Raw genomic sequence first — 13,874 nt, 5'->3', positions numbered from 1 at the left:
ATGTGCCGTTCAGCCAGCCAGCTTGCTAGCGATCTTGGCCACGTGTTCCCCCTGGAAGCGGGCTATCTTCCGCTCGCGCTCGTCGGGCTGGCGCGAACCGTCGCCGCCGGCGATGGTCGAGGCGCCATAGGGATTGCCGCCACCGGCCTGGTCGAAGACGTACTGCTCGCCGATGCCGTAGCCCAGCGGCACGATCACCATGCCGTGGTGCGCCAGTGTGTTCCAGAATGACGTGATGGTGGTCTCCTGGCCGCCACCGGTACCGGTGGAGGTGAAGACGCTGGCCACCTTGCCGCGCAGACCGCCCTTGGCCCACAAACCGCCGGTCTGGTCGAGGAAGGTACGCATCTGGGCCGACATGTTGCCGAAGCGAGTGGGACTGCCGAAGATCACCGCGTCATAGTCACCCAACTCCTGAGGCGCCGCTTCCGGGGTATCGAACTGCTGACCGCCGGCCTGGGCGAATGTCTCATTGTCCATGGTTTCCGGCACCCGCTTGACGGTGACTTCGACACCAGGAACCTGGCTCGCGCCTTCGGCGACCAGCTTTGCCATGGTGTCGATATGGCCGTACATGGAGTGGTAGAGCACAAGCACCTTCGTCATAACCGTTTTCCTCCGTTGGTTGTTGATGGTCACAGGGTACGGCATAACGTAGTGCAAAAAAGCGAAGGTTTTCGTTGGCGAGGTTCGAATTCATCGATTGCTGCGACGCCACACCCCTTCCAGAATGCGCACCTTATCGGCAGCCAAGTTGTCGCGCAGGTTTCGCCCCATGCGCGGAAAATCATCGCCGAAGAGCAGGGGTGGCCCCGGCAGGCTCGGCTTCACGGGCGGTACCGCAGCACCGCCCTCCCGGTCGCTGCGTGTCTGCCGCCAGGCCAGCGCAGCTTCGGTGACATCGCGCAACGTCTCGGGCACGAAGCCGGCCATGGCCAAACAGCGCTCGAGCTGCTCGCGACTGCGCAAATGACTGGTCGTCTGGCTACGTGCCCAAGGTACCGGCAGCGCCAGTGGCTCTGGGTTGTCACCGGTCACCACCTCGTGCAGCAGCACCTTTCCGCCCGGCCGCAACAGACGCTGCCACTCGGCCAGGACACGCGGCACCTGGGGCATGTTCATCAGCGCATGCTGACACCACACCACGTCGAAGCTGGCGTCGGCGAGCGGCACGACAGCGGCATCGGCACACAAAAAGCGGGTGCGCTCGGCAAGCCCGGTGGACGCGCTGAGCCAGGCGGCGACCTCGACGAAGGCAGCCGTGATGTCGACCCCGGTCACCGTGGCGCCGTACTCGGCGGCCAGCAGCCGGCTCGCCCCGCCGGTGCCGCAGCCCACGTCGAGCACGCGCTCGCCGGGGCCGACGAAACCCAGCGTGGCCAGGGAGCGGCTGGCCGTGCGCCCGCCCAGGTGCAGCTGATCGATGCCGGCAATGACATCCAGCGTCAGCCGATCCGGATCGTGGCCGGCCTCACGAAAGGCATCGCGTAGCCGCGCTACCAGCTCCCGGTCGCCGCCAACGCCGACCGCTGCATAGTGATCGTTGAGTTGGCGGCTGAGATCGAGCGTATCCTTGGACATGAGGACTCTCTCAACGTTGGCGGATGAAAATGTAGTCTACCGACACCCGGTCCGGGCCCCCATTGGGCCATGGTCAGGGGCAGCAGCGTCATTTTCACGATCGCACCGGCGTTTTCACCAGCCCGACGCCGGGGCTTGTGAGCGGCCACGCTCCGCAGGATGGTGACAGAGCTTCGCTCGCTACGACCCAACGGGATCTGCGCATGCCCTCAGTCCACGTGCCATACCCGACGCTCTGCCGCCCCCACACCAGCCGGTCCGGAGGCCGCCATGCTCGCTGAGTGGCTCGATACCAGCCTGGACGGCAAGCCGCCGGCAACTCGATGGGGAAGCGTGAACGGGGGGCGCTTCACCCTGGTCGGTCCTGGGCTGCTGGAACTCGTGCCCGATGATCCCGGCCCAGCCGCCCGCGCCTGCGTGCTCTCGGCCGGCATCCACGGCAACGAGACCGCGCCCATCGAGCTGCTCGGCGATTGCCTGGCCCGACTCGAGGCCGGCAAGCTCCGCCTGGGCGCGCCGCTGCTGGTCATCCTCGGCAACCTCCCCGCCATCCGCGCGGGGGTGCGCTTCGTCGACACCAACCTCAACCGGCTGTTTCGCCGTGACCTCGACGAACGGGGCGACGAGCCCGACCGCGCCCGCGAACTGATGGCCGCCGTGGATGCGTTCTTCGCCCGTCATTCCGAGTGCGCACGCCTGCATTACGATCTGCATACGGCGATACGCGACAGCCGCTACCCGCGATTCGTCGTCGAACCCTGGGCCGAGTCCCGCACGCCAGCCGAACAGTGGCATTGGCTGGCTGCCGCCGACATCCAGGCCGTGCTCCATCAGCACCAGCACAGCTGGACCTTCTCGCACTATTCCAAGCATTACCATGATGCCGCCGCCTTCACCCTGGAACTCGGCCGCGTGCGCCCCTTCGGTGCCAACGACCTGTGCGCCCTCGCCCCCATGGGGCGGCTGCTCGCGGCGCTGGTTGCCGGTGAAACGCCCCCCGCCGCCGACCCGGCACGCATGGCCTTCTTTCGCGTCTCACACGAGCTCAAGCGCCAGGGGGAGGCGTTCCGCCTCTGCTTCCCCGACGACACGCCCAACTTCACCGAGTTCGCGCCCGGCACACGGCTCGCCGAGGACGATGTCGGCGGCCCCTTCACGGTGGACGAAGCGCCGCTGCACGTGGTGTTCCCCAATGCCAACGTCGAGCTCGGCGCCCGTGCGGCACTGCTGGTTCGCCCCGCGCCACGGCCCGATGGAAGGGACTGAGCGGCCGATCGGCCGATTGCCGCCATCACCCTCGCACCGTCACAATCGGCGATAACAACAATCAGGAGATCGCTCATGTCACACCATTCGTCACTCACCGTTCCCGGTCCTCGAAAGGGCAACGACGGCCTACCTGCCGAAATCCCATCGGCCTGTTAGAATCGCCCACTTTCCGTGCCCGTCCGTTCGTCCCGACCTGGAGCCATCCCATGGCCGATACCCCGCTACCGCTCGAGGTGCGCAACATCAAGAAGCGCTTCGGCGATACCGACGTGCTCAAAGGCCTGTCGCTCACGGCCCACAAGGGTGACGTCATCACCCTGATCGGAGCCTCCGGTTCCGGCAAGAGCACCTTCCTGCGTTGCATGAACCTGCTGGAGCAGCCCGACGAGGGCGAGCTGATCGTCCATGGCGAACCCGTCCGCTTCAAACGGACCCGGCACGGACGCGAGCCGGCGGACTGGAACCAGGTGGTGCGCATGCGCGCCAAGCTCTCCATGGTGTTTCAGAGCTTCAACCTGTGGGCCCACATGACGCTGCTGGAAAACGTCATCGAAGCCCCGGTGCACGTGCTCGGCAAACCCAAGAAAGAGGCCATCGAACACGCCCGCGCCCTGCTCGAGCGCGTCGGTCTCACCGAGCGTGCCGATGCCTATCCGGCGCAAATGTCCGGCGGCCAGCAGCAGCGCGGCGCCATCGCCCGGGCACTGGCCATGGACCCGGAAGTGATGCTCTTCGACGAGCCCACCTCGGCGCTCGACCCCGAGCTGGTCGGCGACGTGCTCAAGGTGATGCGCGATCTGGCGGCCGAGGGCCGCACCATGATCGTGGTCACCCACGAGATGGCCTTCGCGCGCGACGTCTCCAGCCAGGTGATCTATCTCCACCAGGGAGTGATCGAGGAATCCGGGCCACCCGACGAGGTGATCGGCAATCCCCAGTCGGAGCGCCTCCGGCAGTTCCTGGCGCCCAAACACTGACGGGCACGTGAGGAGAACGTCATGATCGACCTGCATGGCTACGGCCCGCGCCTCGCCGAGGGCGCCCTGATCACCATCGAGCTGGCACTGCTGTCGCTGGTGCTAGCCGTCGTGCTCGGCCTGCTCACCGCCAGCGCCAAGATGTCGCGCAGCTGGCTGGCCCACCGCCTCGGCACCCTCTATACCACCGTCATCCGTGGCGTTCCCGACCTGGTGCTGATGATGCTGCTGTTCTTCGGCGGCCAGATGGGCGTCAACCTGTTCACCGACTGGCTCTATTACCAGTTCGACATCGACATCTTCATCAACATCAACGAATTCGTGGCCGGCGTGGTCACCATCGGCCTGATCTTCGGCGCCTACATGGGCGAGACCTTCCGCGGCGCCTTCATGGCGGTGGACTCGGGACAGATCGAAGCCGGTCGCGCCTACGGCATGGGCCCCTGGCTGGTGTTTCGGCGCATCCGTTTCCCGCTGATGATGCGCCACGCGCTGCCAGGCATTTCCAACAACTGGATGGTGCTGCTCAAGACCACCGCCCTGGTGTCGGTAATCGGTCTCTCCGACATGGTTCGCGTGGCGGCCGAGGCCTCCAAGGCCACTCGTGAACCCTTTACCTTCATGCTCATCGTGGCAGCGATCTATCTGCTGATCGCCAGCGTCTCGGAGTGGATCTTCGCCCGACTGCAGAAGCGCTACAACATCGGCTACGGGGAGGTGGAGTGATGGAAGCTCTGCTCGAACGCCTGGAAGGCCTGCTGGCCGACAACAGCATCTTCACGCTGCAGACCCTCTCCTATTACGGTGAGGGTCTGGTGACTACCGTGCAGCTGGTGTTCCTGTCGCTGGTCATCGGCCTGGTGGCGGCGGTGCCGCTGGCCATCGGCCGGGGGTCCCAACGCTCCTGGGTCAAGTGGCCAATCTTCGCCTATACCTACGTGTTCCGCGGCACCCCCCTGCTGGTGCAGCTCTATCTGATCTACTACGGCGTGGTGTTCGTGGAGGGCATTCAGGAAACCTGGCTGTGGGCGATTCTCGAAAAGCCCTTCGTGCCGGCCCTGATCGCCTTCACCCTCAACACGGCGGCCTATACCACCGAGATCTTCCACGGCGCCATCAAGGCCACGCCGCGCGGCGAAATCGAAGCGGCGCGGGCCTACGGCATGTCGCGTCGCCTGATGATGCGGCGCATCGTGCTGCCCAGCGCCTTCCGTCGCGCCCTGCCCGCCTATGGCAACGAGGTGATCTTCATGCTCCACGCCAGCGCCATTGCCAGCGTGGTCACCATCATGGATCTGACCGGAGCGGCCCGCTTCGTCTACGCCCGCTACTATGCGCCCTTCGACGCCTTCCTGTTCGTGGCGGCCATCTACCTGTGCGTGACCTTCGCCATCCTCTTTTTCTTCCGCTGGCTGGAGAAGCGGCTGCTGGCTCACCTCAAGCCGGCCGGCGGCTGAGCCGAACGTAAAACGTGCGTTGGGAACCGGCGTTTAAACCCGCGCCGATTCCCCCTTCCGGGCCATCCGGCTATCCGCTAAGGTTGGCCTGTCATCACCCACGAGGTGCATCCACCCAACACAGGGGACAACAACCATGAAGATCCAGAAGATCCTGAGCCTCGGCGCCCTGAGCGCTGCCCTGATCGCCGGCACCGCCAACGCCGAGGTTCGCGACATTCGCATCGGCGTCGACGTACCCTACGAGCCCATGGAGTACCGCACGCCGGACGGCGAACTCACCGGCTTCGACATCGACCTGGGCAACGCCATGTGCGCCGAGATCGGCATCCAGTGCGAGTGGGTCGTGCAGGGTTGGGACGGCATCATCCCCGGCCTGATGGCCCGCAAGTACGACGCCATCATGTCGTCGATGACCATCAATGAAGAGCGCCGCGAGCAGGTGCTGTTCTCCGATCCCTACATCACTCCGCCCTCCGCCTGGTTCGCTCCCGCCGACGTGGAGATCGGCACGCCCTCCGACGAGACGCTGGAAGGCATGACCATCGGCGTGCAGCGCGGCACCCTGCAGGACAACTACGTCACCGACATGTACGGCGACGTGGCCGACGTCAATCGCTATGCCACCGCCGACGACATGGTCCTCGACATGGACTCCGGCCGGCTCGATGCCGTCTTCCTCGACTTCCCCATCGGCAAATCCACCCTGCTGGACAGCGAGGCCGGCGATTACAAGGTGGTCGGCGAGATGATCACCGAACCCAAGGAGTACTTCGGCGAAGGCTTCGGCATCGCCTTCCGCCAGCGTGACGAGGCACTGGCCGAGGCCTTCAACCAAGCGCTCGCCACCCTGCAGGAGAACGGCACTTACGACGAGATCCACGCCAAGTATTTCGGCGAGGAATGAGTGCCACGGCGGATGACCGCCAGCGCGTTCGATGAGCCTCGACTCCCACATCGCCCCGGCCTTGGCCGGGGCGATGTGCGTTCAGCCCGCCCCACCGCCACGGTGTGCCCCCGGCACATGACTCGCCTCGTTCGGCACCGCCAGCGCCGCGTCGCCCAGCGGCTGCGATAGCTCCTGCAGAATGCCGCAATGCGCCGAGTCCGCCGCCCCCTCGCAACGCGCGCGCAAATTGATCAGGGCCTCGCGCAGCGCCTCCAGCTGAGCGATGCGCGCCTCCACGTGGGCGAGATGCTCGTCCACCAGGCCGTTGACAGCATCGCAGGGCTGGCGGGGGCGGTCGTGGTAGTCGAGCAGGGTGCGGATCTCGTCGAGGGTCATGTCGAGCGCCCGACAGTGGCGGATGAAGCGCAGCCGCTGAGCGTGGGCATCGCCGTAGAGCCGATAATTGGCCGCACTGCGCGCCGGTTCGGGCAACAGCCCCTCACGCTCATAGTAGCGGACCGTTTCCACTGCGCAGCCGGTGGCTGAGGCGAGTTCGCCGATTTTCATGACATCTCCCTACCAAGCAGCGATATCACTCGGGGCTGATCCGTCGACAGGTCTACAAGGAGGCGCTATGAATCCCTCCCTGGACGCTACCTCAGCCATCCATGGCTGAGGACCTCCTTTCCGACCTGTCCCCGGCGCCCCTCGTTGCCTCCGGCCATGGCCTTGCACTCGAGCAGCAAAGAAACCTTGACCCTATAGCCACTACAGGGTGTGTCATGTAGACAGAATTGGCAAGGAGCCCGACATGACCACACGACCGACCTGCGATGGCTGCTGCGAGGCACGTGAGTTCGACTCATCCTCCACCGCCGAGGGCGCTCCAGCCGGGACGCGCCCACTGCGCCTGCACATTGCCGACATGTGCTGCCCCACCGAAGAGGGACTGCTGCGCCGCGCTCTCGAGGGCATGCCCGGCATCGAGGCCCTCGAGTTCGACCTGATGGGGCGCGTACTCACCGTGCACCACCGCGACGCCGACGAGGAGACGATCCGTCAGCGCATCGCCGCCACCGGCATGACGGCGGAAACCCTGGACGCAACCCGTCGTTCCGAACCGCCCAGCGAGCGCGAACCCTGGGGCAAGCTGGTCGTGGCGGCCCTGATCGCCCTGACCGCCGAAGCGAGCGAATGGGCCGCCCTCGCCACACCCTGGCTGCCCGGCATTCTGGCACTGACCGCCATCCTGCTGGTCGGCCTGCCCACCTGGAAGAAGGGCTTCATCGCTCTGCGCCACCGCACGCTCAACATCAACACCCTGATGAGCGTGGCCGTCACCGGCGCACTGCTCATCGGCCATTGGGCCGAAGCGGCCATGGTGATCGTGCTCTTCACCCTCGCCGAACGCATCGAGGCGCGCTCCCTGGGCCGCGCTCGACGCGCCATCCGCGAGCTGCTCGACCTGGCCCCGGAAACGGCCAACGTGGCCCAGGCCGACGGCCGTTTCGAACGCCAGCCGGCCGAATCGGTTGGCGTGGGCAGCCTCGTGCGGGTACGCGCCGGCGAGCGCCTGGCTCTGGATGGCGAGGTGGAAGCGGGTCACCCGACGCTGGACGAATCGCCCATCACCGGTGAAAGCCTGCCGGTGGACAAGGCACCCAGGGCGAGCGTCTTCGCCGGCAGCATCAACCGCAACGGCGAATTCACCTATCGCACCACCCGCGCCGCCAGCGACACGACGCTGGCACGCATCATCCACGCCGTGGAACGGGCCCAGGCGAACCGTGCCCCCACCCAGCGCTTCATCGACCGCTTCGCGGCAATCTATACGCCCGCGGTATTCGCACTGGCCATCGTCGCCGCGCTAGCCTGGCCGTGGCTGTTCGGCGTCGGCTGGTTCGAAGGCATCTACCTCGGCCTGGTGCTGCTGGTGATCGCCTGTCCCTGTGCGCTGGTGATCGCCACTCCGGTGACCGTCGTCAGCGGCCTGGCCGCCGGGGCGCGGCGCGGCATCCTGATCAAGGGCGGCGCCTTCCTCGAGCAAGGCCATCGCCTGGCCTGGCTCGCCCTCGACAAGACCGGCACCCTGACCCGCGGCAAGCCGGTGCAAAGCCACTGGGAAGCCGTCGACGACAGCCTGGACGACGCGACACGCCAGCGCCTGACCGCGCTCGCCGCGGGGCTCGCCACCCGCTCCGGGCACCCGGTTTCCGCCGCCATCGCCACGGCAGCGACAGAGGCCGGCATCGCCCCGCTCGAGGTGAGCGAGGTCAACGAACGGCCCGGCCAAGGCATCGTCGCCACCTTCGAAGAGCGCCCAGTGTGGCTCGGCAACCGCCGACTGCTGGAGGCGCACGCCAGGCTGGACGAGGCACTGGCCGAACGGCTGGCCGAGCGCGAGGCGCGAGGGGAAACGGTGGTGCTGCTCGGCGAAGGAGACAGGCCGCTGGCACTGTTCGCCGTCAGCGACCCGCTGCGCGAGACGAGCCGCGCCGCGGTCGAGGCCCTGCACGCGCGCGGCGTGAAGACATTGATGCTCAGTGGCGACAACCCGGCCAGCGTCGCCCGCATCGCCGAAGCGGCGGGCATCGACGAAGCCCGCGGCGCCCTGCTGCCTGACGAAAAGCTGGCCATGATCGAGTCGCGCTCCCGCCAGGGATCCGTGGGGATGGTAGGCGATGGCATCAACGATGCACCCGCCCTGGCCCGCGCCGACATCGGCTTCGCCATGGGAGCTGCCGGTAGCGATGCCGCCATCGAGACCGCCGACGTGGCGCTGATGGACGATGACCCGCAGCGCTTGAACGACTTCCTCGACCTGTCGCATGCCACGCATCGGATACTGATCCAGAACATCGTTCTGGCGCTGGGCATCAAGGCGGTCTTCCTGGTACTGGCCTTCAGCGGTCACGCCACGCTGTGGATGGCGGTGTTCGCCGACATGGGGTCCAGTCTGCTGGTCGTGGCCAACGGGCTACGCCTGCTCACCGACTCGCCGTCGCGCGCCGGTGAAGGCCGCGCCAGCCGTCAATCCAAGGATCCCCAGCCTGCCCAGCCATGACGGCAGTCAGCGCAGAACGCGGCGCACCATCAGCGGTCCCAGCACTTCGAAGACCACGGTGGACGCCACGACGGCAGCGATCAGTACGCCACCGTGCTCCGGAAAGCGTTCCATGGCCAGCAACGCCATGCCCATGGCCACGCCGGCCTGGGGCGTCAGCGCCAGACCGATGTCATGGGGTAGCTCGGCCTGGCGAGAACGGGCCAGGCGCACGCCGAGCACGCCGCCCAGATAACGCCCGCCCAGGCGCAGCAGCAGATAAGCCAGCGTCAGCCCCAGCGCATCGTCCAACCGCATCAGGTCGACGCTCGCCCCGGAAAGCACGAAGAAGAACACCAGGAAGGGCCACTCGATGTGCTCGATCTCGCTGAACGAGCGGGTGTGGTGGCGCGACAGGTTGGCCACCAGCGCACCCGCCACCATGGCAGCAAGCAGGGCAGAGACATCCAGCCAGTCGGCCAGGCCGGCGAGCAGCAGGATCAGCGCAATGGCCTCGACCTGAGTGGGCTCGCCGGGACGCAGGCGTCCCGTCAGCCAGGCTGCCGGTAGCCCCACTAGGGCACCGAGCAGCAGCGCTCCGCCCAGCTCCCAGGCGGCATGCAGCAGCGCCAGACTGCCTTCCCCCGAGAGCCACCAGCCCAGCAGTGCCATGGTCAGCCCGAAGGCCAGCACGCCCCAGCCATCGTCGATGGCAACGATGCCCATCAGCAAGCGGGCACGCAGTCGAGTGTCGCCGCTCTCGCGCACCGTTTCGCTCACCGCGGCCGGGTCGGTGGCCACCGAAATGGCTGCCAGGCTGGCCGCCACCACCAGGGGAAACCCCAGCAGCCACAGCCCGATGCCAACCGCCAGCACCCCCACCGCGATGACCGACAGCGAAACGATGAGAATCAAAGGGCCGGTATGCCGCAAACGATCCCGGGTCAATTCCCCGCCCAGCAGGAAAGCGACCATCACCAAGGCCACTTGAATCAAGGGTTCGCCAAGCCCGTCCAGCGGACGTGCGTCCGAATGCCCAAGCAGCGCCTGCTGCACGAACGCCACCCCCACGCCAACCAGCACCAGCAGGGAAATGCGCGGCAGCCGGGTGCGTGCTGCCAGGGCATCGGCCAGGATGCTGCTGGACAGGATCACGCCCAGCAGCACCAGGGCTGCCGTCGCCGATGACGGTGCCTCCCAGGGTAGCGAACTAGCCGACATGCACTGGGTGGTGCATCGCACGACGCAGGAAGGCGAGAATCCAGCGCGCCATCAGGGTATCGTCCACCGGCGACGTCAGCGACGCCTCGCCTTCCCGCACGCGGGCGTCGCCGATGTCCCCGGCACGCAGCGCCATCAGGTCGCGGGAGTACGCCTTGGTGAACTCGGGATGGCCCTGCACGCCCAGGAAGTGCTCCCCTACCTGCATCAGGTAGGCAGGACAGAAGTCGCTGCCGCCCAGCACCCGCGCACCGGGCGGCAACTCGACCACCTGATCCTGGTGGCTCACCACCAGGTCGAGCGTATCCTGCGCCGGCGCCATCCACTCGGGCCGCTCGGTCACCTGGTTGAACGACAGGCCCACGCCCCAGCCTCGGGGGCTCTGGATCACCCGGCCACCCAGTGCCTTGGCGATCAGCTGGTGACCGAAGCAGATTCCCACCAGCGGCTTGCCGGCCTGCCATAGGGTCCGCACGAAGGCTTCGAGATCGGCGATCCACGGCAGATCGTCATTGACGCTGAATTTCGCGCCGGTGGTCATCCAGGCATCCACCGCCTCGACGCCATCGGGGAACTCGCCGTCGAGGCAGCGCCACACGCGCCAGCTCAGGTTCGAATCCACGGCGGCAAACAACTGCGCGAACATCTCGGGGTAGTTGCCGTGCCGCTCGCGCAGCTCCGGGGCCACATCATCGCACTGCAGCAGACCGATCCTCATTCTTTATCCTTGCGCCTCCTCGTCGTTGGCCTTCGCATACCGGCCGGTGTCGCGCCCTGGCAACAGGGAACCCCAGAGTACAGCCGCCGGTCAACGCATCGCTATCGTCATCGGAAAGACCCGGGAGGACAGGATGTATGTCCCAAGCCCCATGATCACACGCCCCGTCACTGCCCCATCACGCCCCGCCTCCACCTGGACCGGCTGGGGACAGTGGCTGGCGCTCATCACCATGACCTTCGACCACCTGACCCGTTACGTGCTGCCCAACGACTGGCAGCTGGAGTCGGCGGGCTCATCCTTCGGACGCATTGCCTTCCCGCTGTTTGCCGCCATGGTCGCCTGGCACGGGCTGTTCAACACTCGCAACCCGCTTCGCTACGCCCGGCGCATACTGGTGATCGGGCTGATCGCCCAGTTGCCTTACATGATGATGCCTCGGGCTTCCGACGCCTTCATCCTCAACGTCTGCTTCACCCTCTCGCTCGGGCTGAGTTGGGGAGCCATGCTGAACGCCCTGCTGGAACATCACCGGCGACGGGACGTCGGTGCGCTCTGGCTGGTGCTGGCCACGCTGGCCTCGCTGCTGGCCTGGCAGTGGCTGGGCGACTGGGTCGAGTACGGTCACGAGGGCCTGCTGCTGATTCCGCTGTTCATGCTGGCCATGCACCGCCTCCACCACACCGGACCCGCCATGCCCCAACGGCTCACCGCGGTGGCTTGCGCCATACCGGCGCTGGTGGCGACCGGCCTGCTCAACAGCAGGCCTATCGCCAAATCGTTCGCCATCGCCACCAGCCTGGCGGTGCTGGGACTGGCCGCCGGTGCCCACCGCCTCACTCCGGCCGTGCCTTTCGCCATGCCACGCTGGCTGTGGCTCGCCTGGTACCCCGGCCACTTCGCTCTCATGGCGTTGTGGGTGTGGGGCCTCGCCTTGTGGGAATGACCAACGGTGCGGGGACGCCTGGCCTGCTCGGACGACACGACGGCCCCGCACGGGCGGGGTCTTCGCGGCTAGCGGACGCGCACCCGGCTACTCGAAACTGAAGCGCGATGCCGGCGCCTCGGGCAGCAGGGCCGCGCAGGTACGCACCTTCTCGAGCAGCTCGGCATGAGTCGGCGCCAGCAGATTGACGTGCGCCAGCTTGCGGCCGGGACGCTCGCCCTTGTCGTAGCGGTGCAGGTGGGCGTCGGGGATCGCCAGGAGATCGGCGCTGTCGCCCTCGCGGCCGATGACGTTGACCATGCAGGTGGGCATCCGCGCCGCGGTATCGCCCAACGGCAGGCCCTGGATGGCACGCAGGTGGTTCTCGAACTGGCTGGTCACCGCGCCGTCGATCGACCAGTGGCCAGAATTGTGTACCCGGGGGGCCATCTCGTTGGCCATCAGGCCGCCGTCGCGGGTCTGGAACAGTTCGAGAGTCAGCACGCCCACGTAGTCGAGCGCATCGAGCAGCGCCCGGATGTAGTCATCGGCGGTCTGCTGCACGGTGTCGTCCAGGTCCGGCAGGGGGGCGAGCGAATAGCGCAGGATACCGTCAACGTGGACGTTCTCGGCCATGGGGTAGAAGACCACCTGGCCGTCGCGGCCCCGCACGGCGATGATCGACACCTCGCGCACGAAATCGACGAAGGCCTCGACGATCAGCCGCGGATGACCGATGGAGCGCCACGCATCGCCCGCCTCGGCCGGGTCGCGGATCACCGCCTGACCCTTGCCGTCGTAGCCCTCGGTAACCGACTTGGCCACCACCGGGCAGCCCAGCTCACGGGCCGCCGCCTCCAGCTCGTCGGCGTGTTCCACCAGCCGGTAGACCGGGGTGGGAATGCCCAGGCGGTCGAACAGCGCCTTCTCTTCGGCGCGGTTCTGGCACACGCGGATCGCCTCGCTCGACGGATAGACCGGCTTTTGCTCCTCGATGGCCTGGACCAGCGCCACCGGCAGGTGCTCGAACTCGTAAGTCACCAGGTCGACCTTGGCCAGGAAGTCGTCGAGAAGATGGTGCTGGTCCGTATACAGCATGACATCGCCGATGCCTGCGCTGGGGTGGCCGGTGGTATCGAGGAAGGTGAAGCGGTTGGCCAGCGGATAGCCGGCCAGCGCCAACATGCGACCGAGCTGGCCGGCTCCCAGTACGCCAATGTTCATGTCACGTGTCTCCTCTCGCTGGCTCACTCGGCCGCGGGACGCGGGTCAGGGTTGTCGAGCACCGTCTGGGTCTGCTCGGCGCGGAACGCCGCCACGGCCGCTTGCACCGTCTCGTCCTGCAAGCCGACGATCTGGGCGGCCAACAAGCCGGCATTGGTGGCTCCCGCCTTGCCGATGGCCAGCGTTCCCACGGCGACGCCGCCGGGCATCTGCACGATGGAGAGCAACGAATCGAGCCCCTTGAGCGCCTTGGATTCCACCGGCACCCCCAGCACCGGCAATGGCGTCTGCGCGGCCACCATGCCAGGCAGGTGGGCTGCACCGCCGGCCCCGGCGACGATCACCTGGATGCCGCGCTCGGCGGCACCTTTCGCATAGTCGAACAGCAGGTCGGGGGTGCGATGGGCGGAGACGACGCGGGTCTCGCAGGCCACGCCCAGACGCTCGAGCATCGTCACGGCGTGCTCCATGATCGGCCAATCGGACTTGGAACCCATGATCACGCCAACGCGCGGCGCCTGGTTGGAGGTCGACATCGGAGGCTCCCGGTTACTGTCGGCAGGAAACGAA

The 13,874-nt window shown here is 66.9% G+C and carries 14 protein-coding genes; 7 read left to right on the top strand and 7 right to left on the bottom strand.

Features of this window, described 5'->3' with window-relative positions; all coding sequences use genetic code 11:
* Positions 1-9 precede the first annotated feature (9 nt).
* Positions 10-606, bottom strand: a complete 597-nt coding sequence (gene wrbA, locus GFD32_RS00370; protein ID WP_163574185.1) for an NAD(P)H:quinone oxidoreductase — start codon at positions 604-606, stop codon at positions 10-12.
* 90 nt (positions 607-696) lie between these two features.
* Positions 697-1,581, bottom strand: coding sequence for a class I SAM-dependent methyltransferase (locus GFD32_RS00365; protein ID WP_163574183.1), 885 nt, complete (start codon positions 1,579-1,581; stop codon positions 697-699).
* Between the two features lie 270 nt (positions 1,582-1,851).
* On the opposite strand from GFD32_RS00365, the gene GFD32_RS00360 reads away from it, so the two are divergent.
* The 5 genes from GFD32_RS00360 to GFD32_RS00340 all read left to right on the top strand — a co-directional run bounded on the left by GFD32_RS00360 (position 1,852) and on the right by GFD32_RS00340 (position 6,191).
* Entirely contained in the window at positions 1,852-2,847 is a 996-nt protein-coding gene (locus GFD32_RS00360; RefSeq protein ID WP_163574181.1) for a succinylglutamate desuccinylase, read from the top strand.
* Between the two features lie 209 nt (positions 2,848-3,056).
* Positions 3,057-3,827 (top strand): ABC transporter ATP-binding protein, encoded by a 771-nt coding sequence (locus tag GFD32_RS00355; RefSeq protein WP_163574179.1) that lies wholly within the window; start codon positions 3,057-3,059, stop codon positions 3,825-3,827.
* A gap of 21 nt (positions 3,828-3,848) precedes the next feature.
* Positions 3,849-4,553 carry an ABC transporter permease gene (locus tag GFD32_RS00350; RefSeq protein WP_163574177.1) on the top strand — a complete coding sequence of 235 codons (705 nt, stop codon included), beginning with the start codon at positions 3,849-3,851 and terminating at the stop codon, positions 4,551-4,553.
* Entirely contained in the window at positions 4,553-5,284 is a 732-nt protein-coding gene (locus GFD32_RS00345; RefSeq protein WP_163574175.1) for an ABC transporter permease, read from the top strand. Before GFD32_RS00350 ends, GFD32_RS00345 begins: the two co-directional genes overlap by 1 nt.
* Positions 5,285-5,426: 142 nt before the next feature.
* Entirely contained in the window at positions 5,427-6,191 is a 765-nt protein-coding gene (locus GFD32_RS00340) for a transporter substrate-binding domain-containing protein (protein WP_163574385.1), read from the top strand.
* 81 nt (positions 6,192-6,272) lie between these two features.
* Here GFD32_RS00340 and cadR read toward each other — a convergent pair whose 3' ends face one another.
* Positions 6,273-6,740 (bottom strand): Cd(II)/Pb(II)-responsive transcriptional regulator, encoded by a 468-nt coding sequence (gene cadR, locus GFD32_RS00335; protein WP_163574173.1) that lies wholly within the window; start codon positions 6,738-6,740, stop codon positions 6,273-6,275.
* A gap of 244 nt (positions 6,741-6,984) precedes the next feature.
* Here cadR and GFD32_RS00330 point away from each other — a divergent pair, with 244 nt between their 5' ends.
* Entirely contained in the window at positions 6,985-9,237 is a 2,253-nt protein-coding gene (locus GFD32_RS00330) for a heavy metal translocating P-type ATPase (protein WP_163574171.1), read from the top strand.
* 6 nt (positions 9,238-9,243) lie between these two features.
* On the opposite strand, the gene GFD32_RS00325 is transcribed toward GFD32_RS00330, so the two are convergent.
* Positions 9,244-10,437 carry a cation:proton antiporter gene (locus GFD32_RS00325; RefSeq protein WP_163574170.1) on the bottom strand — a complete coding sequence of 398 codons (1,194 nt, stop codon included), beginning with the start codon at positions 10,435-10,437 and terminating at the stop codon, positions 9,244-9,246.
* Positions 10,427-11,155 carry a glutamine amidotransferase-related protein gene (locus GFD32_RS00320; RefSeq protein WP_163574168.1) on the bottom strand — a complete coding sequence of 243 codons (729 nt, stop codon included), beginning with the start codon at positions 11,153-11,155 and terminating at the stop codon, positions 10,427-10,429. Before GFD32_RS00320 ends, GFD32_RS00325 begins: the two co-directional genes overlap by 11 nt.
* 151 nt (positions 11,156-11,306) lie before the next feature.
* On the opposite strand from GFD32_RS00320, the gene GFD32_RS00315 reads away from it, so the two are divergent.
* Entirely contained in the window at positions 11,307-12,101 is a 795-nt protein-coding gene (locus tag GFD32_RS00315; protein WP_205598989.1) for a TraX family protein, read from the top strand.
* Between the two features lie 87 nt (positions 12,102-12,188).
* Here GFD32_RS00315 and GFD32_RS00310 read toward each other — a convergent pair whose 3' ends face one another.
* Together GFD32_RS00310 and purE are read right to left on the bottom strand one after the other, a co-directional pair.
* The gene (locus GFD32_RS00310; protein ID WP_163574164.1) at positions 12,189-13,304 is read right to left on the bottom strand and encodes a 5-(carboxyamino)imidazole ribonucleotide synthase; all 1,116 of its coding nucleotides are present in this window, start codon (positions 13,302-13,304) and stop codon (positions 12,189-12,191) included.
* Between the two features lie 23 nt (positions 13,305-13,327).
* Complete coding sequence (purE, locus tag GFD32_RS00305) at positions 13,328-13,840, bottom strand: 5-(carboxyamino)imidazole ribonucleotide mutase (protein WP_163574162.1); 513 nt, start codon at positions 13,838-13,840, stop codon at positions 13,328-13,330.
* Between the last annotated feature and the right edge of the window lie 34 nt (positions 13,841-13,874).

It is taken from the genome of Halomonas faecis, assembly GCF_010993975.1.
Classification (GTDB): domain Bacteria; phylum Pseudomonadota; class Gammaproteobacteria; order Pseudomonadales; family Halomonadaceae; genus Halomonas; species Halomonas faecis.
This window is presented reverse-complemented; position numbering and strand designations above follow the sequence as displayed.

What these genes read in the sequence shown, in the direction of transcription:
- purE (WP_163574162.1), bottom strand. Translation starts at nt 13,840, where the DNA reads ATGTCGACCTCCAACCAGGCGCCGCGCGTTGGCGTGATCATGGGTTCC.
- GFD32_RS00320 (WP_163574168.1), bottom strand. Translation starts at nt 11,155, where the DNA reads ATGAGGATCGGTCTGCTGCAGTGCGATGATGTGGCCCCGGAGCTGCGC.
- GFD32_RS00360 (WP_163574181.1), top strand. Translation starts at nt 1,852, where the DNA reads ATGCTCGCTGAGTGGCTCGATACCAGCCTGGACGGCAAGCCGCCGGCA.
- GFD32_RS00330 (WP_163574171.1), top strand. Translation starts at nt 6,985, where the DNA reads ATGACCACACGACCGACCTGCGATGGCTGCTGCGAGGCACGTGAGTTC.
- GFD32_RS00345 (WP_163574175.1), top strand. Translation starts at nt 4,553, where the DNA reads ATGGAAGCTCTGCTCGAACGCCTGGAAGGCCTGCTGGCCGACAACAGC.
- GFD32_RS00310 (WP_163574164.1), bottom strand. Translation starts at nt 13,304, where the DNA reads ATGAACATTGGCGTACTGGGAGCCGGCCAGCTCGGTCGCATGTTGGCG.
- wrbA (WP_163574185.1), bottom strand. Translation starts at nt 606, where the DNA reads ATGACGAAGGTGCTTGTGCTCTACCACTCCATGTACGGCCATATCGAC.
- GFD32_RS00355 (WP_163574179.1), top strand. Translation starts at nt 3,057, where the DNA reads ATGGCCGATACCCCGCTACCGCTCGAGGTGCGCAACATCAAGAAGCGC.
- cadR (WP_163574173.1), bottom strand. Translation starts at nt 6,740, where the DNA reads ATGAAAATCGGCGAACTCGCCTCAGCCACCGGCTGCGCAGTGGAAACG.
- GFD32_RS00365 (WP_163574183.1), bottom strand. Translation starts at nt 1,581, where the DNA reads ATGTCCAAGGATACGCTCGATCTCAGCCGCCAACTCAACGATCACTAT.
- GFD32_RS00350 (WP_163574177.1), top strand. Translation starts at nt 3,849, where the DNA reads ATGATCGACCTGCATGGCTACGGCCCGCGCCTCGCCGAGGGCGCCCTG.
- GFD32_RS00315 (WP_205598989.1), top strand. Translation starts at nt 11,307, where the DNA reads ATGATCACACGCCCCGTCACTGCCCCATCACGCCCCGCCTCCACCTGG.
- GFD32_RS00325 (WP_163574170.1), bottom strand. Translation starts at nt 10,437, where the DNA reads ATGTCGGCTAGTTCGCTACCCTGGGAGGCACCGTCATCGGCGACGGCA.